This is a genomic window from Candidatus Nitrospira neomarina (assembly GCF_032051675.1).
Classification (GTDB): Bacteria; Nitrospirota; Nitrospiria; order Nitrospirales; family UBA8639; genus Nitrospira_E; species Nitrospira_E neomarina.
This window is the reverse complement of the sequence record NZ_CP116968.1, coordinates 179813-200761: the sequence shown is the minus strand read 5'-3', so window position 1 is coordinate 200761 and position 20949 is coordinate 179813. Positions and strand designations below refer to the sequence as shown.

The following is a 20949-nucleotide window of genomic DNA, read 5'->3' as shown; positions in this document are numbered from 1 at the left end:
CATCAAAATAAGGAGCCCTTCATGAGGTTTCTCTTCATCATTTTCATCGGCATCCTATTGTCAGCCCTGGTGGCTACAGCCGTCGGTTCTCTATCGGGCGAACTGATTAATCGACTTTTTTCAACCGTGAATGAGACATTGATCCAATAATATTGTTTCTTTCTCCCCAAGCAAGACAGCTCATATATCAGCGCCGCTCCCACGAAGCCCAGACAAAAGCGTTCACCCCGTGACTTCACGCCACCCGTGACATTCTAAAGTCTGCAATCTAAACCGACTGTGGGCAATATCCCGCCTTTGGCAAGCTGCCTGATGGGACATTTCCCTTCCCGAATTCAACAAACCTGAGATGAAAAATCATCACCTCTACTATGTGGATTGGGGCAAAGTGGGACGGATCAACGCTTTCGTTATGTGGCAGGATGGGACATTTTCAACCTGCTTTCCCATACAATAAATAGACAACTACACCAAAATTTTTCTTGTGGGTGACATTTTCGTTCTTTCCTATACTGGAAGATTCGATCACACACGGCGGCATGAATCTTGGATTTATCAATTATATGGATTCGCGTCACACAAGCAATGGATTCACAAGGTCCGCGCCACAAACCCAAGACATCACAAATTAAAAAAAAATGAGGACCGCTTTCGCATCCCGGGTCCCACCCGAATTATGCCTTATGGACACTCACAAGGAGAGACATCTCATGAAAGCTCGCATCATGGTTTGGAGTTTATTACTGCTGATCGGGTGGGCCATACCCACTGGAGCCCAGGAACCGCAAGTCGATCCCTTGCAAGGCGAAATTGTGTATCAGGCCCACTGCGTGAGGTGCCACGGTATCCAGGGAAAAGGCGATGGACCGGACGCTTCCGGGCTCCTCGTCCCGCCCGCTAATTTTCAACGCATGGAATCCCGGGCCAAATCGGAGACGGACCTTCGTTCAGCAATCATCTGGGGATTGGCCTTCAGTCCTATGCACGGGTGGTGGGACAAGCTCAGTGTCGAAGAAATCCGCGCGGTCACCGCCTACATCAGACGACTGGCGCCTTATGAACCTCCGGTGCCTTAAAATTTGGTGGAAAAAGGACCGCCTTAAATCTTTAAGAGAGGGCTAGCTTTAGGGGATTCACTCAGGGTTAAATACACCATCCTTGAAGTAGGTATGGCTTGTTTCTCATTTTTATACCAGAGAGGAATTCTTATGAGACTTACAATTCTACTCCTTATCATGATGGGACCCCTTACCGGATTCGACATCCTCTGGATGACCGAAGCAAAAGCCCAATCAGGCCTTCCCTCCCAAATGGCTACCACCGAATCACCTTCGGTCTCTAGTGAAGAAACAATCAAGGCGGATCCGGTTTGCGACCCAAGTCGCCGGCCAAAAATTACAAAAATTGAACCCGATGAATTTCAGGCAGGTGCTAAAGTGGTCATCATTGGAGAAGATTTTGGGCAAAAAAAAGAATGCCTGCACTCGGTCACATTCGGGTACGAAAATGCGAAGGATTTCACCCTCAAGGGAAATGATAGAATAGAAGCAACGGCGCCCGACAACCTTTCCACAGGAATAATTTTTGTGAATGTGGAGACCGGTGGCGGTGCGGTACGGTCCGCGGTGCTCATCCAGAAAAAGGAATAGACCCTAAACGCAGCGGATCAGTATTGATCAACAGCAAAAAGGTTCCCGGTGGAACAAGAGGTGCCAAATGGCAAGGAGGCCACTGGGGGGTGACGATGGATAGGCCCCTAAGGTTTTTAAAGATGTGGGGCTCTGAACCCTTTATCTTGATTTTAATCCACATGAAACCTTTACACTCATCTGTGGGCGCGATCCTCATCTCGACGATCATGAGCCTGATACCCTTTCTCCAGGCTCTAGCTATGGAAGAGGAGGCCCAACCCGGCAAAGCGCTCTTCCAACAATATTGTCAAGATTGTCATGGTCCTCAGAGGGACGGGAGAGGCGTCCTACGTCCTTTCCTGGAACAGGATCCTGCCAATTTGACCTCGCAAATGACACAGAACAAATCCAACCAGGAACTCTTTTCTATGATCAAAAAAGGGGGAGGCGAAATGCATGGCTGGGCGGACACCTTCACCGATGAACAGGTCCTGGACCTGGTGCATTACATCCGTGCACTCTCACCGTAAACGTTTTGCCGCACAGCATCGCTGTAACGCATGAAGCGGGTGATGGAGTTTTTTGCAACACTCTCCTACCCCACACCCCATTCAACATACACGGCATAGACCAGCCTTTGGAGAATCGTCAACGGCACTTCGATCCAGGCAAAAGTCCTGAAACTCAAGGTGTACCCTTTTTGCTCCGCCCGCTGGGAATCATCACATTCCTGGCCGCAGCAAGCATCATCAGATTACCCGCAATCCTGCTTCCGACAGCTAAAGCCAGAAGGCCCGTAAGGGAGCCCCCGGTTTCGGATCCAGAGAAAGATACAAGGCCACGAATAATTCCTATGCCAAAAAGTTATGTTTGAGAATTCTCAGTTGGTCACAAAGTTTTTCCACGCATACTCAACCACACAATAATGAGCCCTGCATCTATTATTCAGGGGGAGGTTTGCCTTTACCGTCTATCGAGGAATTTTATGATATCGTCTTGGATATCCGGGGTCGTGACCAATTCGGTATGTCCAACTTCATAGTCCCGTATGGTGGGCTGAAAGCTCTGACGATAGGCTGCCGGAAGCCAAGCGGATGACACCGTCACCGTTCCATCTCCATCCGCATAGACAGTGGGATGATTCCCTGCAGAACCTGCGGCTACCAAGTCGGGATCCTCAAACAACAGGGAATCAGGGCCCTTCCCAGGGTTTCCCGTCCACACCCCTTTGGCCAAGGTCGATGTGCCTGTCGCATACAGGTACAGAAGGGAGGGTTGATGTGGGCTTGGCGTAGAGAGAGGTGCGTGAAGCCGTTCCAAAAACTGTTCCGATCGACGAAGCCAAAAGGACAGGTAGGCGGCCCGCCCATCAATGACTTCTTTGGATAAGGTTTGTTTATTCTTGAGCAGCCCCCATTCGGACTGTTGCCACTGTCCGGCATTTCTTATCACCCCGTGCAAGAGCTTCAGTTCCGGAGTAAGCAGTTCATCAGACTCGGCAATCGGTAAAAGATAGTAACTGGCCGGGAAAGACGCATAAGCCTCGTAGCTGAGCAGAGAGGAGTTCCAACCGAAGGTCGCCCCATAGTTCATGTTTCGAAACGAGTTCATGGCTCCAAGGAATGGCACCCCGGCCATCACCACGCGGCTGATCTCCCCTGCTCCTTCCCAGGTCTCCACGGCAGTGTCAATATTCTGTGTGCCATACCGTAAATAGTAGCTGACAATCAGGCCACCCATACTATGGGCAACAACAGAAATATCTTTCTTGCCTTGATCCCGAAGTCTGCGGATAAGGCCATCAAAGCTTCTGACGGCATGCATGAGGTCCCCCCGCCAATCATAGGTAAAGGGAATTACCTCCCCGCCCCTAGGTTTGGAAACCCGTAGTCGGTCCAGGAGGGAGCCATACACATCAATGGAATAGACAAGCGGGACGACGCGAAATGCCTCAAAGATGCCCTCAGGTTGCAGATCAATCGTTTTTTGAAAGCCCAAGCCGGGTACAGGAATGGTCAACGACTGATCTCCAAACAGCACCTGGCTGAGCGTAATAAACACCAGACTGCCATCCGACTCTCGAACCAACTGCGTCCCATAATAGCCGGGTACGACAATGACTGCTGAATCGACGTTCCCGGTATGATCAGGCGTGGGAACTGAGTTCAGGCTACAGCCTGACAACATCATGATCCCCATGAATACCGGCAGACATTTCATGAAGAATTTGATATTTCGCCTACGTATAGGGGGAACCAGCGGTCCATTCATGGCGAAAAGAACCTGGATAGAAGAGGATTACCGAGTGTGGACTACAAGCAGGAGGCCGGTGTGAACGATGGTGAGAACCACCATGAGGTAAGGTTGTCGTTGATGGCCTTTGCACCAGGATTCAGCTCATCCAACGCGTCATGTCGGCTGTGGGAACAGAGCACAGATAGCTTGGTACAGTTCCGTGACGGTGCCATTTTTCTGCAGATAATCGACCGCGCCGGCATCGAGCATCGCCGCCCGAATCTCTTTCTCATCGTACATGGACAAACCAATGACCTTAATAGCCGGCCATTCGCGGCAAATCCGTCTTGTGGCGTCAATGCCGTTGAGTTTGGGCATATTGTTATCCATCACCACGACATCCGGCATGAGCTGAGGGACCACCCTCACCGCTTCCTCTCCATCATTGGCCTCTCCCACAATTTCGACATCCGGATATCGCTCCAGTAATTTCTGCATTCCTTTTCGAAACATCACATGGTCGTCGACTAACATCACCCGGATCCGTGGTTGTACTGTAGTCTGTCCGATGCTAGCGACCTCTTCGCATTGTGGATTGACGGCCGTGTGTTCCGATCCGGGCGACTGTGTAATTTTTCTTTCGCGCGGCGATTCCGTGTCAATCTCTCCTGGAGACCCGTGAATCGGCAACACCAACCGGACAGAAGTGCCCTTTCCCGGAGCCGAAGTGAATTCCACTCTCCCTCCCATCGCCTCCATCCGCTCCTGTACCGCAAACAAACCCAGATGGCCGGGTTCCATGGCTTGCTGCATCGCCCCAACTTGCAGTCCCTTTCCGTGATCCTCCACCGCAATGCACACCTTGCCGACCTGTCCCGAGGACATCCGAACTGTCGCCTCATCCACGCCGGCATGCTTGAGCACATTAAATAATAATTCGCGTAACGACTGAAACAACAGGATTACCCGATCCTCGGACAGAGGGATAGCCTCATAGTCACTGGTGTGGACCTTTACCCGTAGACCATGTTTTTCCATTATTTCAGCCAGCCACTTCAATGATTCCGCCAAACCGGTTTCATGCAAGGCGGGAGGACTCAATTCCGCGATGGTCGTTCGCGAATAGGTCAAGGCCTGCTGCAGCACGTCCTCCACTTCCCCGGTCAGCACCTCCGCCTCAGGCGGGAGGGACACATTCTCCTTTAATTCATGTAATTTCATTCTTCCCACCACCAGCAATTGAACGAGATAATCATGCAAATCTCTCGCCAGTTTTCGACGCTGGTGCTCTTCGGTCAAACTGAGTTGAGCGGCCAATGAACGCAAGCGATTCTTGGAAGACAGCAACTCTCCGGTTCGTGTTTGCACACGGACTTCCAATTCATCCTTCCAACGTCGCAAATTCTCCTCAGCCTGCTTCCGCTCGGAAATATCCTGAAAAACGATGACGATACCTGCAATCTTGCCATTCTGGTCACGCAGGGGTGAGGAGGAATAGGACACCGGAAAATAGCTCCCGTCTTTTCTGATGAAGGTATCTTCGAAGTCTCTCAAGACTTTGCCGTTGCGTAAAACTTGAAAACCCGCGCATTCTTCTATCGGAAATGGTGAACCGTCCGGATACTGGTAATGTGCCATCTGGTGCATCGAGCGACCAAGTAATTCTCCGGACGTCCATCCCAATAATCGCTCTGCCTCCGGATTCACATAGGTGACGAGACCCTGGGAGTCGAGGGTGTACAGACCCTCCCCCATATTCATCATGATTGTCTGATTCAGCGCTAAAAGACGGCGCGCCTCACTTTCGCTTTCCAGGAGCAACTGCTCAGCCTGCTTCCGCGCGGTAATGTCAATAGCCATTCCGCCGATCAGGACCGGTCGCCCATCGGCCCCCAGTATGGGAAATTTGCTCACAATCGCATGATGGAGCACCCCATCCTGATGCTTGAGCGTCTCAACCACCTGCACACCCGTTTCGCTGATTAACGCCTGCCGGTCGTTTTCTTTAAATTGGTCAGCGACGTCCTGAGGAAATATTTCCTTATCGGTTCTTCCATAGAGCCGCTCCCGCGGAGTCTGAAACACCAGTTCCGCAGTCTCATTGGCGTATACATAATGTCCCTGCAAATCCTTGATCCAGGCTAGGCCGGGCAGATGTCGCATGAATTTGCTGAATCGATGTTCGCTCTCCTGCAGGGCTTTTTCGGCTTGTGTACGGTCTTCCACGTCAAGGCATTTACCGATCCATTCCCGCACCGTACCGTCCGCATTCCGGATCGGCACACCCCGTGTTTCGACATGACGATAGGCATGGCTTGAGGCATGCCACAACCGCCCGGAGAATTCAAAGGACGTTTCAGAAATGCAGGCTGCATTCCAGACGCGTTGAATGGTCTCCCGGTCATCGGGATGAGTAGCCTCATTCCAACCGTATTCCCGCAATTGTTCCCAGGCCTGGCCGGTATAGGCAGTCCACCCCGGTTGAGGGGTTACAAACCGGCCCTTGGCATCGGTGGTCCAGACTAAAGACGTGATCGCCGCCGTCAGCGAGCGGTAACGCTCCTCGCTTTCGCGCAGAGCTTCTTCCGCACGTTTGCGTTTCGTAATGTCCGTCAGGGTTACCACTATGCGATCAAACGATTGATCGGGGGGAGGGAAGGTGATGGTGAGCAAGGCATGGAGACGGTCACCCCGTAGCGTTTTCAGGACCGTTTCCGATTCAAAAAACTGTTGATGTTCAGCAATGCTGACCAATTCCTCAAAAAACACCTGGCGGGTCTCCGGCAGGAAAATCTGATGAAGCGATTGCAAAAGTTCCCCACGGCTTGTCGCACCAAACATCCTGACCGAAGCCGGGTTCACATCAAGAATGCGAACAAGCCCAATGGCCCGTTCCACCACATCCGGATGTTCAACAAAATAGCGACGAAAATCTCGCACGCCTTCGGCAGCAAGGGCATCGACCAACATTTTGACGTGGCTGAAATCTTCCTCCCAGATGGAAATTCCCACTCCCTCAATAATTTTGCGGAAATGTTCTTCACTCACGGGCAAACCTGGCCCTTACAGTCGGGAGCTTGTACGGGTTCATCTCGACAGACTTTCCCAGACGATACGTCCGGCAAATAATGACAAGAAAGAGTCAAATGTTTTAGGAAAATGGGAAGTGAAGGACTGCCAGAATTGGAGAGAGAGGAAATACTGTAGAGTACAATCCATGGCTTATGCTTCCTACAGGAACCTGGCCGTACTCCGGAAATGTCCTTTCAGAATATTGTCACAGGCACATAGATCAGGTGATCTTGAAACAATGCCCAGTGACCTTTCCAATGGGGTAAGCGCGGTCATTGTAAATGTTCCCCCCTTTAAACACAATCTGTGTTGATCAGGGAAACCCGACTACCACAATCCGTCAAGACAGTTGAGATATCCGTCTATTTTTTTTTGCCATAAGTGTTCTGACTACCCTTGTGTTTACGCCTACAGATTAAAAGAATTGACCATGCGATGGGGAACTTCATAGAAGCGCTGTACACTTCACCTTCTCTAGCTGAGAGAATAGAACAGATCAAAGACGGGAGTCAGGAAACGATTTGAGTGTGGAACCATTGAATAATTCAAATTTCCATCAGTTTTAAGCCCAGCTATATTATGGCATGGTCATAAAGAGCAATGAGGGGGGAAAAAGGGCTCGTCCAACTAGGCCGCAATATTGTTTGTGACGTTCGCTAGAGGCGACACTTTTTGGTAGCCGGATCGTACAGGTGAATGGGCGAATATGACACACGGGCGACCTGCCTACGGTTAGCCAATCCGGCAAAGGCAGTAAACGCCGCTGGGGAAATTTTTTCAACGCTCCCGGCGCACAAAATATGGCAGGAAAGACGATTGAACTCAGGGGTGAGGTGAAAGCTCGAAGTTTTTTGGCATTGAGACCGGTCACGGAGACATGACTCAGTCCCGATGAGCCTCCTTCCTGTCTAATGCATCGGTGAGCGCTGTTTTCGCCTGTTCATCGTTCGGGTTGAGTTGTAAGGTCAATCGCAGTTCTTGAATTGCCCGGTCCAAGGCCCCGTGTTTGAGGAAGGCGAGACCCAACTGTCGGCGAGCGGCACTCAAGCGGTGTTTCGAATGGGAATCATCGGGACGAAGGTCGACAAGTGTCTGGTAGACTTCGACTGCTTCCTGCCAAGCCCCGCTTCGGGTCAAGGCATCACCCAAATAACCATAGGCCTCACCAAGAATGGACCCGGAGGGGTGCAGACCGATGGCATGGCGATAAGCCGCTAACTCCCCTTCAAGGTCGTCTTTCTGACCGAGAGCAAGCCCCAGGCGCATCCATGCTCCGGCATCGTCTGGGCGCTGACGGATCACGTTCTTCCAGGCAGAAATCATGTGATCGACCAAGTCCCGCTTTCCGATCAACCACTCCAGCCGGCCATGAACCTCGGCACCATGCCTGAGTTGAATGGCCTTCCGCCAGGCGCTGACGGCCTCTTCGAATCGACCGGTTTTCCCAAGGGCATAGGCCAGATTAAAATATGCCGGGGCGATATCCTGGTCATCGGGCTGTCGCCTGATCGCTTCCTGATAGGCGGCAATTTCTCCCGTCAGATTTTCTTTCTGTCCCAGCGCGATGCCGAGGCCCACATAGGCCATGGCCTGATCGGGTTGGAGACGAATCGCTTCCCGCCATGCCTGAATTTCCCCCTCAACATCTCCCGATTGCCCTAACGCCGTCCCAAGGCTGGCATGAATCAGCGCTTCGTCAGGGTGTAACCTGGCCGTCTCCTGCCACGCCGCGACAACACGGTCAACCTGGTGTTTGTGCCTGAGGGCTAATTCAAGATTGCGTTGAGCAGGGACCTGTGCCGGATTTAATCGCAATGCGGAGCGCCAGGCAAGAATGGCCTGGTCAAGATCACCAGCCTGCTCAAGCGCGTAGGCCAGATTGACATAGGCATCAGCAGAACGGGAGTCCTCGGGAAGTAACCGGACCGCCTCACGGTAAGCATGAATGGCACTCTCCGTAAAGCCTTTTCGTCCCAACACATAAGCCGCGTTATAGTGTGCGTCGGCATTATCAGGAGCCAGGGTGATGGCGGACTGAAACGCCGAAAGGGCCTCATCCAGATTTCCGCGGTTTAGCAGATGCTGCCCGTGCTCGAGATGAGCCTGCGAAAGATTGGGAAAGAATTCTGTCGCCTGGAGATTGCCAGGCACCAACAGGAAAACCTGTCCCAGACTTAACAGGAGACCGAGTCTGAGGATTGTGCGGAGAACCGTCGGAGAAGCAGATCGGAAACAGGGGAAAATTGAAAATAGGAAAAGAGAAAGAACTGAAAGAGGCACGCAGGCTATAGGAAATCCCCGTACCGCAAACAAGCGGCCATCAGCCACACCGCCTTGGGGAACATAAACGGGAGCGACCATCACGGCGTCCTCCCAACTGAGAGCGAACTTTATTGTAGATCAACCGGATGATCTATGCCAGGGGGGGCCTCGCCCCCTCAGGACACCGGGGAAACGCACATAATTTTGAACACTTGCAAAAAAAACTCAGCTCGCAGGCGAGACCTTCCGTGCCAGGGCATATGGCCCCGGACTTTTCATCTGAGGAATAATGTTACGATGAGATTCAACATTAACTTATCGCTTGGTAAACCAGTCTAGGTTTCCTCATCACCCTCAAGACAATTGGTACATTCATCCAATTTTGGGTCACCATGACGGCTACAAAAATGACGGGCGCATTGCCGGCAGGTCATAAAACTCATTCGAATTAAATCCGCATTTTCACACACATAACAATTCTTTTCTCGTTTCGCTTTTGGCATCAATCTTCTCCTTACAGGGCAATCTTTTCAAAGAATCTCAAGACATCGGGCGCACAAGCCACGCGCGGAAGACACAGACACGGCGCCAAGGATTTCAGTGCGTTGGCCAAGAGTGGCCTTAGACCATCTTCATACAATTGACATGGATGTCAGGGAGGGCGTGCATCTCGCAATGACGAGGGGAGCGGACGCTGATCCGTAACAGGGAGGGGGAGCCTACCGCATGATCGAACCCTCTGGCAATGTTTCACGAACCTTTGACACTTCTACTCCTTCTACAGGATGGAGGGGGAAAATTCCCAGGGGTCTTGGCCTCCTGCAGAGGATGGGTTTACAATCTGACCCCTACCCCCAAAGGCATCTCTGGCCTTCTGCGGAATGTATGTGGGATTGCGATCCTACGGATCGCGTAATTTTTCAGGCAGCGCGTCATTATTCGATTGCAAATTGTCGACATTTTGGGTATGTCTACCCATCCTGAAATGGTCCCTGTTTGGAAAAGTTCTTACTTATTTTAAAAATATTCACGAAAGGCAAAGGCAGAAATTGCTACAGATCAGGTAATTCCCCTACGGTGGCCTTTATGAGTATGGCCACATGCCGGCAAAGAGCGTGACACTGACCCATTATTTCCGGGTTCATGCCATCAACTGTTGGATCCCTAAGAGAGAGAAAACCGCTTCGCTCTCCATGTGCATTTCACAAGCATCAATTGCAATTTTCTCAATGATTCACAGAGGAATGGGGAACAAGAAAACCTTCCGGTACCGCTTTGTCCCTTGGTACCGGTCGCCTGTTTCTTAATTAGGAGTGATTTCGGGCTTCAGTCGTCGGGAATGCCCGACATCAGATCAGGGAAGATCTCAGGGAAGGACTCGAACAACATGAGGCACCACCCTGTCACAACACATGTCTTTTTTTGAAGAAAGGAAGTTCTTTATGGCCTGTAAGCGATGCGGTGGACTGATTGTGAAAGAGTCCGTCTATGATAGAGAGGGCAGCAGTCAGTTAGTCCTCATGGACCGTTGCCTCCAATGCGGAAACATTGAGGATCCCGTGAGTGCGAGTAATCGCTCAAAATCGCCGGTTCCTCCATCCCAAAAGGGCAACAAAGCCCGTCGAATCCCTGAGCATCCCAGGACGCCATTGGAGATGGCCGAGGGATAAGTATGGAGCTACGGCGGCACCAGAAGGAATTAGCGGACATCTGCGACCACATTTTAAGCGGGCGAGGACTGACAGACATTGTCTGTGCTGTTACACCCGGTGGAGGCAAAAGCCTGCTGCCTCAGATACTGGCGTCCCGCTTGATTCCAGCCATTGCCGACGCCCTATGCTGGATTGTCCCGCGTAGCGTCTTACAGGATCAGGGTGCGCGAGGTTTCCAGGATCCCAGTCACCGGGCTCTCTTAGGCCATCGGCTGGAAGCCATGATGACCACCAACCAGGAACATCCAACAAGAGGATGTGCGGCCTATGTCACAACCTATCAGGCCCTGGCTGCCGATACCCGCAAGATCAACGCCAAAGAATTCCGCCGCAAGCGGTATATCCTCGTTCTGGATGAACCGCATCATCTCGAAGAGGGCGGACTATGGCATGAGGCGATTCAGCCCCTTTATGACCGGGCGGTTCTGCGAGTGTTGATGAGCGGAACCTTCGAACGTGGTGAAGGCACACCGATAGCCTTTCTGCCGTATTCCACCACCGACCGGGGAAACCGGCTTGACTGGGACAGCACGAAATCCCGAGCCGTCATCCACTACACCTTAGCCGATGCGTTGCGGGAACATGCCTGTATTGATTTGACCGTCCATTACGCGAACTGTCAGGCAACCTGGTTGGACGCTCAGGGAACCGAGCACCATGTCGAAAGTCTGGCGCACGCCGGAAAGCAGACGGCAGCAGCACTCCTGACGGCGCTGAAGACGGAAGCAGCCCTGGAACTCTTGAGCACGGGCGTGAAAGACTGGCAGGTACATCGCACCACCCATTCCCGCTCGAAGCTGCTGGTGGTGGCCGCGAACATTGAGCAGGCGCAAAAGTATACGGCCTGGCTCCAGGAACGAGGTGTGCCGGCCAGAATTGCCACGAGTGAGGATTCCACGGCAGCCTATCAAGCCATCAAAGCGTTTAAACGACAGGGTAGCGGAGCCGTGGATTGCCTGATTACGGTGGCCATGGCCTATGAAGGTTTGGATGTGCCGGCCATTACCCATCTTATCTGCTTGACCCATATCCGGACCAAGCCATGGATCGAACAGGTCGTTCATCGAGCCACACGCATGGATCCGCTGGCGGGACCTTATGCCGAGCAACGGGCCTATATCTACGCTCCGGACGACCGGCCATTCCGGGAATGCCTGGGATACATTCTGGCCCAACGCACAACCGCAATCGCCGACAGCCCCTCATCGACACAGGTCCCCGGAGAAGGGACATACCCCGATGCCCAGGGCCTTCTCCCAACGGAGCGGGCGGAATCAAGTATCCAACCCCTACGGTCCGGCGTTCTTGAAATGCGCAATCAAGGGCTGTGGGCGAACCTGGCGACACAGGGCCAAACAGAAATGCACCAGGAGACCCCGAAAGAACGATTAGATCGATTGCGAAAAAAAATCGAACAGCATGTCCGTGCGCACGAGCAATCGCGGAAACTGTCTCATGGGACGGTCAATCGGGCCGTCTATTCGAAGTTTCGGAAATCCCGTGCCGCCATGACCGAATCGGAACTCCATAAAGTCATGCAATGGGTCCATAAGATCTATCCGCTCTGAGGTCATTTTTACCAGGAAGCCCCTTCCCTATGTCCATACAATGGTTTCCCGGCCACATGAATGTCGCGCGCAAGGAAGCGGCCAAAGCGATGGAGGCCATCGATGTCCTCGTCGAAATACTGGATGCGCGCATGCCGGACGCCAGCAGCAACCCGTTGATCACGGAACTGCGGCTGCACCGCCAGCGTCCCTGCTTGAAGGTGCTCAACAAAGCCGATCTCGCCGACCCCGCCGTCACTCAAGCCTGGTTGAACGAATTCAACCGGGAACCAGACGTCAATGCCGTCGCCCTCTCCTGTCACCAGGCCGGCCAGGCCGCCAAAGTGCCCGGGCTTTGTCAGCTCCTGGCCCCGCATCGTCACAGCGCCAGCAAGCCGCTTCGCATGCTGATCATGGGCATCCCCAACGTCGGCAAATCCACGCTCATGAATAGCCTGCTCAAACGCCGTCTCGCAAAAGTCGGCAACGAACCTGCCGTGACGAAAGTCCAGCAACGCCACACCCTGAACGACCACATGACGCTCATTGACTCACCCGGCCTCTTGTGGCCAAAAATCGAAGACCCCCATGTGGGCCTCATGCTCGCAACCATCCATGCCGTCACCGCCAAGGTGATGGTCGAGGAAGAAATCGCCGAGTTTCTTGTCACCATCCTTCTCGCGCGCTACCCGACTTTGCTGACGAAACGCTATGGCTTCCTCACAGACGGACTGGATAGTACGGGCGTCCTGGAAGCCATCGCCACAAAACGCGGCTGTCTGCGGAAAGGAAAGGGCGGAGAATTGGATCGGGAAAAAGCGGCGAAAATTCTCTTGACGGAATTCCGCAATGGCACGCTGGGCCGGATTAGCCTGGAGACGCCGGAAACTCGGGACGCTCGCCTCTAATGTCAGATTGCATTACGGGCTTAGGGGTATAACCCCTGTTCGTACTGCGCACCCTGCCCCGCTCACCACAAACTTTTCGAAGCCCTCTTCAGGTCCAGCTATGGTGAAAGCCCGGCTTTTTTCAACTGCCCCCTCTAGGTTTCTTCGTTGCCTTCAAGGCATTTAATACATTCATCCATTTGCGGGTCACCATGAAGACGACAAAAATGCCGGGAGCATTGTATGCACACCAAATAACTCAGGCTTTCCGACCCTGCTTCTTTACATAAATAGCAGGGCTTTTCCCGTTTCGCATTGGGCATATCTTTTCTCCGGCAATGGGATGGGGCGGTTATATCTCCGGACATTCGAGATACCCGCTAATCTACCGAGAGGACTGGCATTCCACCAAAGATCAGTGTGAGTCATATCCAAGAGAAAATGTGGAGGGCCTGGCTGAATGCACGTTCGGAGGGAAATAGCATCATCAGAGAATTGAACAGACGGGAGTCTCATCAAGCCAAAGGCGAATTGTCTGAGACGAAGTGGTCTCCTGTGACCTTCATGGCAATCGCAATTCAACATGATCGTCCCGGGCGAAATCAGATTACACTTAGGAACCATTACTGGATCGCGGACGAACACCTCGCTCTAACTTTCCATCATCTCCAAGCGGGTATCAAACTCATGGCCGCAAGACACGCACCGGATGCAATCGGATTCAACGACCGGTTCATCATCCCGGATACCCATACCGCCACAGTCCGGACATCGCGCCAGATGCAATACTTCGTCCTTAATGTTTTCATAGCGGGTGCCACGTAAGCAAAAAATCGGTTGGCCATCAAGCAACCACGGTTGACAGTCTTTATTGACCACAGGGAGCACTAAATAATGATGAGCAGCATAATCCTGGATCGACTCAGGGGTAGGAAACCCATCCTTAATCAAATCCCCGGTTTTCGCATCATAGATCCCACAATCCTTTACGACAGCTTTCGTTGGCCCCATAAGATACCTCCTTCCGACAGGATGAATCTGTTCGTCAACGGTGATCACCGACAAGTATGCTCTCAAGGTCTCATGAAAGTGAGGGCAAAAGGCCTCGCTGCTCAACCACGAGCATGCCATGAAACGGATCCGCAATGGAAGGCAATCTAGGCCTCACCCTTGGAGATCAGAGAAATCACGTATTGCCCGGCTCGATGCCACATGAGTTGAAGAGCAGGTCACCCTCGCTTCTTCTTTTTGGGTTTGCCCCACGTTTCACTCAGGACCGATTTCCACTCATCGCGGGATACGGCCGGCATTGTCTTAATGCGAATATGTCCCATTGAGGCATTCAGCACACCGGCCTTCATGGCGGCGCGATTATTAGGAAACTCTAAAATGGCCACCACATCATATTCCCCCAGGCAATAAAAGGCATGCAGCATTTTCCCGCCCAAGGATTCGACATTTTTCTTTACCATATCCGACCGCTGCACACCCTTGGCCCTCATGGTCATCAGCCCGTCATGGGTAAAATTCACTAAACTCACATAGATCGGCATGATATACCTCCCCGGAAAAAGTGAATATTGATGAAAATGTTCTGTCCTGGAGACGAGATACAACTATCCTAATTGAAAGAGACAAAAAAAAACAGCCTTGCTCTCATTGCCTGGCAAAGACCACGGGCGACTTTTGGGAACATGATGTCATTGTAGTATGGAAAAAACCGCATTCTATCCCAAAGGGTTTAATCCTTAAACATTATGAGGCGGGAGTAAGCTCCTCAATGGCATCCATCTTCTCTGGATAAAAAGCCACGTAATCCTTGATGTCGGCCACAGAAGCTAAGGGCGTCTCATACGTCCAGACGGCATTCTCGGCAGTTTTGCCATTCACGCTCACGCTGAAATACGACGCGTCCCCTTTAAAAGGGCAGTGCGTGGAATGAGTCGTGGGGCGAAGGCAGGACATCGTCACATCTTCACGCGGGAGGTATTGAGCCGGTGGCACAGGTCCCTCCCGCAATGTCAGGGCTCGCCTGGTATCGGCAATGACCGTCCCGTTAAAGGTCACCTTAACCCGATTCGGATTGGGCGTAATGGTAATGGCATGAGGATGGCTTTGCGCAGTCATGGTGATCATTCCTTTCCTGGGTTTAAAAATTCCGACAGAAGCCTCAGCGGTGAAAAGCGGTGGCAGACAATCTCTGTTGGTAAAAAAAGCATGATCCGGCTTCCTACTGAGGCTGTTGTGCAACATCCAGGAATGTCTGAAGATTAGCAGGGCTGCTAAACCGATGATCCCCGGTCTTCAAAAGCAATTCGATAGGAAATTGAGGATCATGTGTAAGCAGGTGTTCAGTAAATTCCCAGCTGCCTTTTGGAAGGATTACCACGTCCTGAAGTCCATGCACAATGCGCGTGGGCACCCTCTTGGGTGAATCCAATCGTCCGGCCCATAACGCCTCGCTTTCTTCCACCCATTTCCACGAGAGCGGAAAGTCTTTATGCAAGGCCTCATCATCCCAGGGCATCCATCCGGTCTCCTGCCAGCGTTGGCGTCGTTCAGGAGAAATATCCTGCGCGCGTTTTCCCATCATATTAAACGCCGGAGCCAGGAGCACCAATTGTTGCACGTGAGAAAATTCCTGTCCAAGGAGCCATGCCAGCCAGCCACCTAAGGATGATCCGATAATGGTCACGGGCGGACCATCGGCCAACATCGTTGTCACGCATCGCGCATCTGCAAGCCAATCAAACAAACTATAGTCGGCGAATCCGCCCTCTGATTCGCCATTACCACGAAAGTCAAAACAGCAAAACCCCCAGCCTCGCTCTTTACACAAATCGGCCAGAGCCTTGCTTTTATTGCCCCACCGCTTGGAAAGAAAACCGGTCACAAAAAGCAATTGTCGTTCCTGCCCGGAAAGGCGGTCACCGACAATGCGTTTAGAGTCCGCTCCGGGAATTTCAAATCGGGTTGATTGATTCATTATGTTCCCTGTGCTGTCAGGTGAATAAGAAATGGAAGTGCTCTTGAAGAACGTGAATGGGATGATCCACAGTAAGAGGGGGAATTATCATCATTCGGGTGCGTAGCGAGGAGGCTCGCTACAGGTGAAGGGAGTAGTACCATTCCAGTGCGGAACTATCGGAGTGATTCCCAAAGCGCATGCCCCTTTCATGGCCTGCCCGACATGATCGACCAATACAAAATCCACCCCACGGACGAACAGATCACTCAGGTCTTGTCGGAGCTCCCTTTCGTCTTCATCCCGGAGCCATGAATAGTTCACACGGATTCCTGCCTGCTTCAGTTGATCAATGGTCTCGACGCCGGGCCGCCCACGAAGAAAGGACAGCTGGATGAACTCATCACAGGAATGAATAGTGGTGTCAACATACTGGAAGCGAAAGATCTCCCGGCTCATATTAACGACCCAGCTCTCCTCGTCGGCCTTCACTGCCACGCGGCGCACGGCCGGACCGGTATGGTCACGCGCGCCGAAAATAACCTGATTGAAGCGTTGGGCGTTGGCGACCGTCTCGGCAACGAGCCTCCCGACCAGGGGATCGTTTTGTTTGATATCCACATTGATCCAGATATTGTGCGGCATCATGGCAAGAGTCTCTTCAAATGTGGGAATACGCTGTCCGGCCTCCTCGCCTGCACACGGCTCGAGCTGCAGGCTCTGGACTTCGCCGAGAGTCGACTTGGAAATGCGCAGCGTTCGCCCCTGCCCGTCTGTCACGCGGTCATCATGTGAAACAACAAGCACGGCATCCGCAGTGGATCGCACATCCAGTTCAATCTGGTGAACGCCAAGGCAGATTGCCCGCTGAAAAGCACCGTTCGTGTTCACAGGACATCCCAACTGCCCCCCGCGGTGAGCGGAGATCCCTCGGTCAGGAAGATCCGCCGTCTGTAGGTGAGGGACCTCACAGGAAACTGGAGGAATTCCGGACGGCGACGAAGCACAGCCCAGCCAGAGAGTCAGGCCGGCGAGTGCGCCTCCGTAGAATCGCCACATAGCTAGCCTTGGCTTCGTATGGGACCAGGTGCATGTCATCACACACCTCGAGACAGCCAATCATTGGCAAAAGATCTATTAAGAGAGATCACGGTTGCTCCAGCATGAGTTCAGGCACCCCGCCCAGCGTCGTCACTAGCACCGCAAGCAGGACTGCCTGAATAATCCATCCAATAAGACACACCCCAATGGCGCGGTAGGTACTCTGATAATCCAAGGCTTGTCGCACCGCAATGATCATGGCCACGAGCATCCATACACCGGCCAAAAGATTCACAAACCCGCTCAGGCCCGGGATAATGCCGAACACTCGAATGAGGCCAGGGGCACTGGAAAAGCCGATCGTCCGTAGGAGTTCACCATGATCCGCGCGGGTTTGCGGTTCGGGAAGAAGTTTCGTGCCGATGAGGTAGGTCATGAATGCCCACACATACCATCCGAGCAGGGCCCCGACCGTACCAATGACCAGTCCCACCAGACCGGCCTCCTGCATAAACCCGATACCACCGGCCAGGCTGGATAACAGCACGACGCCCATCGCCTGGCCCATCGAACGTCTATCTGCTTCCACCTCTTCATAGAGATGAACATCGAGTTTAGCCGCACGTACCATCCGATCAACAAACAGACTCATATGGTCTATCTCCTTTCCCTGACTTGGGATAAATGTCATGGCAATCGAAAGAGATTGTGCCCGAGTAGGAAGACCACAAGCAATTGTGGGTAAAAATTGTGTTTCCTCTTTAGGGACGGTTGAAAAAAGCCGCCAGCGGCGTTCTCGCCATTTCTCCGTGCTCACGTACTGGAAGTACGCTCCGCGCGCCAAAATGACTGCGGCCTTGCTGGACGAACTTTTTTGAACCGCCCCGGGGCCTCTAATAGGCAACGTGCCTGTGGGTCACTATGTCCTTGAAAATTATTATTCAACACTCCCCTTACTAAGTGGGGTTCGGGAAATTCGATCCTCACTTCAAATTCTGATGTCGCACGTATTGAAGGTAGTGGGAAATAGGCTGGCTTATAGAAATTCAGGAGAGGCGATCCCCGTAAGGGGAGAGACCATGCTCATTCAGGAACCGGGAGATGAGCCGGAGATTTCGTTGGTGTCAAGCAACATTCCCTTGTTTTCAAAGGGTAAGCGGGTACCTTGGCTATAGAGAACGCCGTCGACCTGGTAGGAGACTTCCTGACGTTGTGAGAGTTGAAGGAGTTGTCGTATCACATCGAGTGTGGAGGTCGTGGTCTCGACGGAAATGACGGCATCCCCCAGTCTCGGAATAGTCGAAGCCTTATTGGTCAGGCCACGGGCCAGTCGTTGATCATTAAGGTGCAGGGTGAAATCAAGGCCGGTCACCTCCAGATCAAAATCATTGGGATTCCGAACACGCAAGTCAACTTGCAAACGCTGTTCAAACATCGTGGCGTCTAATGGAGTGATATTGACCAGCAGAACTTCCGGCGACTCAGGCTGAACAGACAAAGCCGGAAGAGAAGTGCACCCGATAAGAAAAAAGATTCCACACAGGAAAGGGAATACGAGAGAAAGTCGTTTCATCACCATAAAGAATCATACCTCAACCTGGAAGGACAAAGCGATGAAAATCCCCATCATTCCTGGCCATCACTCTTAAGAACCCATCGACCATCTTCCACAGACAGTGCCCACGTGGACCAGCATGTTAGAGTCGCAGGGCGCATCCTACAAACAGTCGCCAGTCTTATGTTCCCATTTCTTCGATAACTAGATACCTTTCCGCCAGAGAATAGCGGGCATGATTCAGTCAGAGACGATTGATTCCCGATTGCAAATGTCGGGAATGACCCATGCAAGGATTATTGCTGGACAGCTTGTTGAATGAACTGCCTGGCTTCCTTCACCTCGGGGAGATCCGAATCGGCCTGATTCCATATGTTGAGAAAATTGCTATAGGCTTGACGAGTCGCCTGAATATGGCCCAGTTGAGCTGCCGCCCGTGCCAGACCCAGAAGTGAACGTGCCCGATTGGGATGCCATAAGAGCGATCGTTCAAATTGTTGTTGCGCCTCTTTGGGCCGGTCGATGCCCAACAGTATTTCGCCATACAATTCATGGGTGGGCTTGATGAGATCGGGTGGGCCGGAAGGAGGCGGGAGGGATTCTTCCAGGGCGGTGGCCTGATCAAGCATGCGTACGGCCTGTGAATGGTCGCCGTTGATGAGATGTTTCAACGCGGCAAGCTGCAATTTCCAAATTTGTCCGGTAACCGGTTCAGTTGACTGCGTGGAAGGCTCGGGGACCGGCGAACCTAAACCAGGGTGTACCCGGTGAGCAACTGATTGATTTCTCAGCGTGGCCATGTTCTGCGCGAATTCGCGGATATAGACGGCCATCGATGGCGACTCATCCCCAAAGCGATAGTCATTCACGTTCCACGCCTGATCTGCTAGCTCCCATCGTTCGGTTTCTATAATAAAGGCAGCCACCATCTGATCGTAATTCCGCCAGACCTTGCGGTCATAGCCAAGGACCGGTGTCTGTTCGCCGGAAGACGATTGCGCCATATCCTGCTGTTTCTCCAATATCAGGGCTGCGGCGGCGTTGTATCGGCCTTGTTGGAGATAGGCATACTGCAACCAGTACAGGCTGTGATAATCCTGAAGCGATAATGGCAACTGCTTGTCCTTAACCCAGGACTGTGAAACTTTCCATCCGGCTTTGTTGGAGGCCGCTGCCTGGTCCCACATACCCAGTTGAACAAATATATGGGCCGGCATATGTTGGGCATGATGCGCTTCCGGAGCAATTTTGGCATACCGACGGGCTTGAGGAAGGGCCAGGATGGCGTGGATCGGATCGTCAAATGCATGAATGGTGTAATGCGCGGCGCACGGATGATTGGGATTTACTCCATACACCCCTAAGGCCAAGGCACCAGCCTGGACGCGATATTTCTCCTGAAGGTCCGGCTTTTCATCATAATGGATAGCCAACCCGAGCAGGGACAGGGCATAGAAGCAGGTGGCTTCCAGATCTTCGGGATACTCACTGGCAAGGCTTTCCATTCGAGCCGCATACGCCTGGTCGCGGGCAAACTTGTCTCCCTCACCAAATAATGTGTTCACGGCCTGGAGATACTGATGCTCTCTGACGGTTACGGACGCCGTATCGGAAACTTTCCCCAGCGCCGCCTGTGCCGCTTCAACGTTTTCTTCACTCCAGACGGGGTGATTATGCGCCATCGCCTCACCCCAATATCCCATCACAAAATCTGGATCAATCGTGGTCGCCCGACGAAACGCATCGATGGCTTCCTCATACCAGAACGAATGCAGGGCCGCGACACCCCGTAGAAAATGGGGATGGGCTTCTGTAGATCCTGATGCGGGAAATTCAATACTTCCCAATTGACCGAATGCCGCACTCTCCTCCAATGAAGACGACGCGTCGTCCATCTCGCCAAGGCTTAACTGGGGAAGTGCCATGACGAAGATGGCGATGAGGAAGTACCGGAGACAGGATCGTCCCGGCGCATATTTCGACAAATACAACTTGAAGGACATGCCAACTCCTTGGTTAATGACGGCGGCCCGTCATTGCTC

19 protein-coding genes are annotated in these 20949 nt (G+C 52.5%); 7 read left to right on the top strand and 12 right to left on the bottom strand.

The genetic code is table 11. The annotated features are described in order from the left end of the window. Nucleotides 1–21 precede the first annotated feature (21 nt). From PQG83_RS00870 to PQG83_RS00855, 4 genes are all read left to right on the top strand, one after another. Nucleotides 22–150 carry a hypothetical protein gene (locus tag PQG83_RS00870; protein ID WP_312745660.1) on the top strand — a complete coding sequence of 43 codons (129 nt, stop codon included), beginning with the start codon at nucleotides 22–24 and terminating at the stop codon, nucleotides 148–150. Between the two features lie 560 nt (nucleotides 151–710). Then, nucleotides 711–1076, top strand: coding sequence for a c-type cytochrome (locus PQG83_RS00865; protein WP_312745658.1), 366 nt, complete (start codon nucleotides 711–713; stop codon nucleotides 1074–1076). Nucleotides 1077–1208: 132 nt separating this feature from the next. Then, complete coding sequence (locus PQG83_RS00860; protein WP_312745656.1) at nucleotides 1209–1649, top strand: hypothetical protein; 441 nt, start codon at nucleotides 1209–1211, stop codon at nucleotides 1647–1649. A 161-nt stretch (nucleotides 1650–1810) separates the two neighbouring features. Next, a complete protein-coding gene (locus PQG83_RS00855) occupies nucleotides 1811–2161 on the top strand; it encodes a c-type cytochrome (RefSeq protein ID WP_312745655.1) in 351 nt (116 codons plus the stop codon). Nucleotides 2162–2594: 433 nt separating this feature from the next. Here the strand turns inward: PQG83_RS00855 and PQG83_RS00850 are convergent, their stop codons facing one another. The 4 genes from PQG83_RS00850 to PQG83_RS00835 form a co-directional block, all read right to left on the bottom strand. Then, on the bottom strand, nucleotides 2595–3851 hold the full coding sequence (locus PQG83_RS00850; RefSeq protein ID WP_312745652.1) for a lipase/acyltransferase domain-containing protein: 1257 nt from the start codon (nucleotides 3849–3851) through the stop codon (nucleotides 2595–2597). A gap of 189 nt (nucleotides 3852–4040) precedes the next feature. After that, on the bottom strand, nucleotides 4041–6914 hold the full coding sequence (locus tag PQG83_RS00845; RefSeq protein ID WP_312745650.1) for a PAS domain S-box protein: 2874 nt from the start codon (nucleotides 6912–6914) through the stop codon (nucleotides 4041–4043). A 906-nt stretch (nucleotides 6915–7820) separates the two neighbouring features. Further along, a complete protein-coding gene (locus tag PQG83_RS00840) occupies nucleotides 7821–9299 on the bottom strand; it encodes a tetratricopeptide repeat protein (RefSeq protein ID WP_312745648.1) in 1479 nt (492 codons plus the stop codon). Nucleotides 9300–9535: 236 nt separating this feature from the next. Further along, nucleotides 9536–9703, bottom strand: coding sequence for a hypothetical protein (locus PQG83_RS00835; protein WP_312639925.1), 168 nt, complete (start codon nucleotides 9701–9703; stop codon nucleotides 9536–9538). A gap of 939 nt (nucleotides 9704–10642) precedes the next feature. Between PQG83_RS00835 and PQG83_RS00830 the strand changes: the two genes are divergently transcribed. From PQG83_RS00830 to ylqF, 3 genes are read left to right on the top strand one after another with little or no spacing between them, the layout of a single operon-like run. Continuing rightward, complete coding sequence (locus tag PQG83_RS00830) at nucleotides 10643–10870, top strand: hypothetical protein (protein WP_312745645.1); 228 nt, start codon at nucleotides 10643–10645, stop codon at nucleotides 10868–10870. 2 nt (nucleotides 10871–10872) lie between these two features. After that, nucleotides 10873–12480, top strand: a complete 1608-nt coding sequence (locus PQG83_RS00825) for a DEAD/DEAH box helicase (protein ID WP_312745642.1) — start codon at nucleotides 10873–10875, stop codon at nucleotides 12478–12480. 29 nt (nucleotides 12481–12509) lie between these two features. Next, entirely contained in the window at nucleotides 12510–13367 is an 858-nt protein-coding gene (gene ylqF, locus PQG83_RS00820) for a ribosome biogenesis GTPase YlqF (protein ID WP_312745640.1), read from the top strand. Nucleotides 13368–13997: 630 nt separating this feature from the next. On the opposite strand, the gene PQG83_RS00815 is transcribed toward ylqF, so the two are convergent. From PQG83_RS00815 to PQG83_RS00780, 8 genes are all read right to left on the bottom strand, one after another. Beyond that, on the bottom strand, nucleotides 13998–14357 hold the full coding sequence (locus PQG83_RS00815) for a hypothetical protein (RefSeq protein ID WP_312745638.1): 360 nt from the start codon (nucleotides 14355–14357) through the stop codon (nucleotides 13998–14000). Between the two features lie 218 nt (nucleotides 14358–14575). Continuing rightward, entirely contained in the window at nucleotides 14576–14899 is a 324-nt protein-coding gene (locus tag PQG83_RS00810; RefSeq protein WP_312745635.1) for a GYD domain-containing protein, read from the bottom strand. Between the two features lie 202 nt (nucleotides 14900–15101). Further along, nucleotides 15102–15473, bottom strand: a complete 372-nt coding sequence (locus tag PQG83_RS00805) for a DUF427 domain-containing protein (protein ID WP_312745633.1) — start codon at nucleotides 15471–15473, stop codon at nucleotides 15102–15104. Between the two features lie 103 nt (nucleotides 15474–15576). Next, on the bottom strand, nucleotides 15577–16332 hold the full coding sequence (locus tag PQG83_RS00800) for an alpha/beta hydrolase (protein WP_312745631.1): 756 nt from the start codon (nucleotides 16330–16332) through the stop codon (nucleotides 15577–15579). A 90-nt stretch (nucleotides 16333–16422) separates the two neighbouring features. Further along, nucleotides 16423–17370, bottom strand: coding sequence for a glycerophosphodiester phosphodiesterase (locus PQG83_RS00795; RefSeq protein ID WP_312745628.1), 948 nt, complete (start codon nucleotides 17368–17370; stop codon nucleotides 16423–16425). A gap of 88 nt (nucleotides 17371–17458) precedes the next feature. Next, nucleotides 17459–18004, bottom strand: coding sequence for a YIP1 family protein (locus tag PQG83_RS00790; protein ID WP_312745626.1), 546 nt, complete (start codon nucleotides 18002–18004; stop codon nucleotides 17459–17461). Between the two features lie 435 nt (nucleotides 18005–18439). Continuing rightward, nucleotides 18440–18925, bottom strand: coding sequence for an LEA/WHy family protein (locus tag PQG83_RS00785; protein ID WP_312745623.1), 486 nt, complete (start codon nucleotides 18923–18925; stop codon nucleotides 18440–18442). 278 nt (nucleotides 18926–19203) lie between these two features. After that, on the bottom strand, nucleotides 19204–20910 hold the full coding sequence (locus PQG83_RS00780; protein WP_312745621.1) for a hypothetical protein: 1707 nt from the start codon (nucleotides 20908–20910) through the stop codon (nucleotides 19204–19206). Nucleotides 20911–20949: the final 39 nt, after the last annotated feature.

What these genes read in the sequence shown, in the direction of transcription:
- PQG83_RS00800 (WP_312745631.1), bottom strand. Translation starts at nt 16,332, where the DNA reads ATGAATCAATCAACCCGATTTGAAATTCCCGGAGCGGACTCTAAACGC.
- PQG83_RS00790 (WP_312745626.1), bottom strand. Translation starts at nt 18,004, where the DNA reads ATGAGTCTGTTTGTTGATCGGATGGTACGTGCGGCTAAACTCGATGTT.
- PQG83_RS00870 (WP_312745660.1), top strand. Translation starts at nt 22, where the DNA reads ATGAGGTTTCTCTTCATCATTTTCATCGGCATCCTATTGTCAGCCCTG.
- PQG83_RS00830 (WP_312745645.1), top strand. Translation starts at nt 10,643, where the DNA reads ATGGCCTGTAAGCGATGCGGTGGACTGATTGTGAAAGAGTCCGTCTAT.
- PQG83_RS00860 (WP_312745656.1), top strand. Translation starts at nt 1,209, where the DNA reads ATGAGACTTACAATTCTACTCCTTATCATGATGGGACCCCTTACCGGA.
- PQG83_RS00805 (WP_312745633.1), bottom strand. Translation starts at nt 15,473, where the DNA reads ATGACTGCGCAAAGCCATCCTCATGCCATTACCATTACGCCCAATCCG.
- PQG83_RS00835 (WP_312639925.1), bottom strand. Translation starts at nt 9,703, where the DNA reads ATGCCAAAAGCGAAACGAGAAAAGAATTGTTATGTGTGTGAAAATGCG.
- ylqF (WP_312745640.1), top strand. Translation starts at nt 12,510, where the DNA reads ATGTCCATACAATGGTTTCCCGGCCACATGAATGTCGCGCGCAAGGAA.
- PQG83_RS00810 (WP_312745635.1), bottom strand. Translation starts at nt 14,899, where the DNA reads ATGCCGATCTATGTGAGTTTAGTGAATTTTACCCATGACGGGCTGATG.
- PQG83_RS00780 (WP_312745621.1), bottom strand. Translation starts at nt 20,910, where the DNA reads ATGTCCTTCAAGTTGTATTTGTCGAAATATGCGCCGGGACGATCCTGT.
- PQG83_RS00840 (WP_312745648.1), bottom strand. Translation starts at nt 9,299, where the DNA reads ATGGTCGCTCCCGTTTATGTTCCCCAAGGCGGTGTGGCTGATGGCCGC.
- PQG83_RS00815 (WP_312745638.1), bottom strand. Translation starts at nt 14,357, where the DNA reads ATGGGGCCAACGAAAGCTGTCGTAAAGGATTGTGGGATCTATGATGCG.
- PQG83_RS00825 (WP_312745642.1), top strand. Translation starts at nt 10,873, where the DNA reads ATGGAGCTACGGCGGCACCAGAAGGAATTAGCGGACATCTGCGACCAC.
- PQG83_RS00865 (WP_312745658.1), top strand. Translation starts at nt 711, where the DNA reads ATGAAAGCTCGCATCATGGTTTGGAGTTTATTACTGCTGATCGGGTGG.
- PQG83_RS00850 (WP_312745652.1), bottom strand. Translation starts at nt 3,851, where the DNA reads ATGAAATGTCTGCCGGTATTCATGGGGATCATGATGTTGTCAGGCTGT.
- PQG83_RS00795 (WP_312745628.1), bottom strand. Translation starts at nt 17,370, where the DNA reads ATGTGGCGATTCTACGGAGGCGCACTCGCCGGCCTGACTCTCTGGCTG.
- PQG83_RS00855 (WP_312745655.1), top strand. Translation starts at nt 1,811, where the DNA reads ATGAAACCTTTACACTCATCTGTGGGCGCGATCCTCATCTCGACGATC.
- PQG83_RS00785 (WP_312745623.1), bottom strand. Translation starts at nt 18,925, where the DNA reads ATGAAACGACTTTCTCTCGTATTCCCTTTCCTGTGTGGAATCTTTTTT.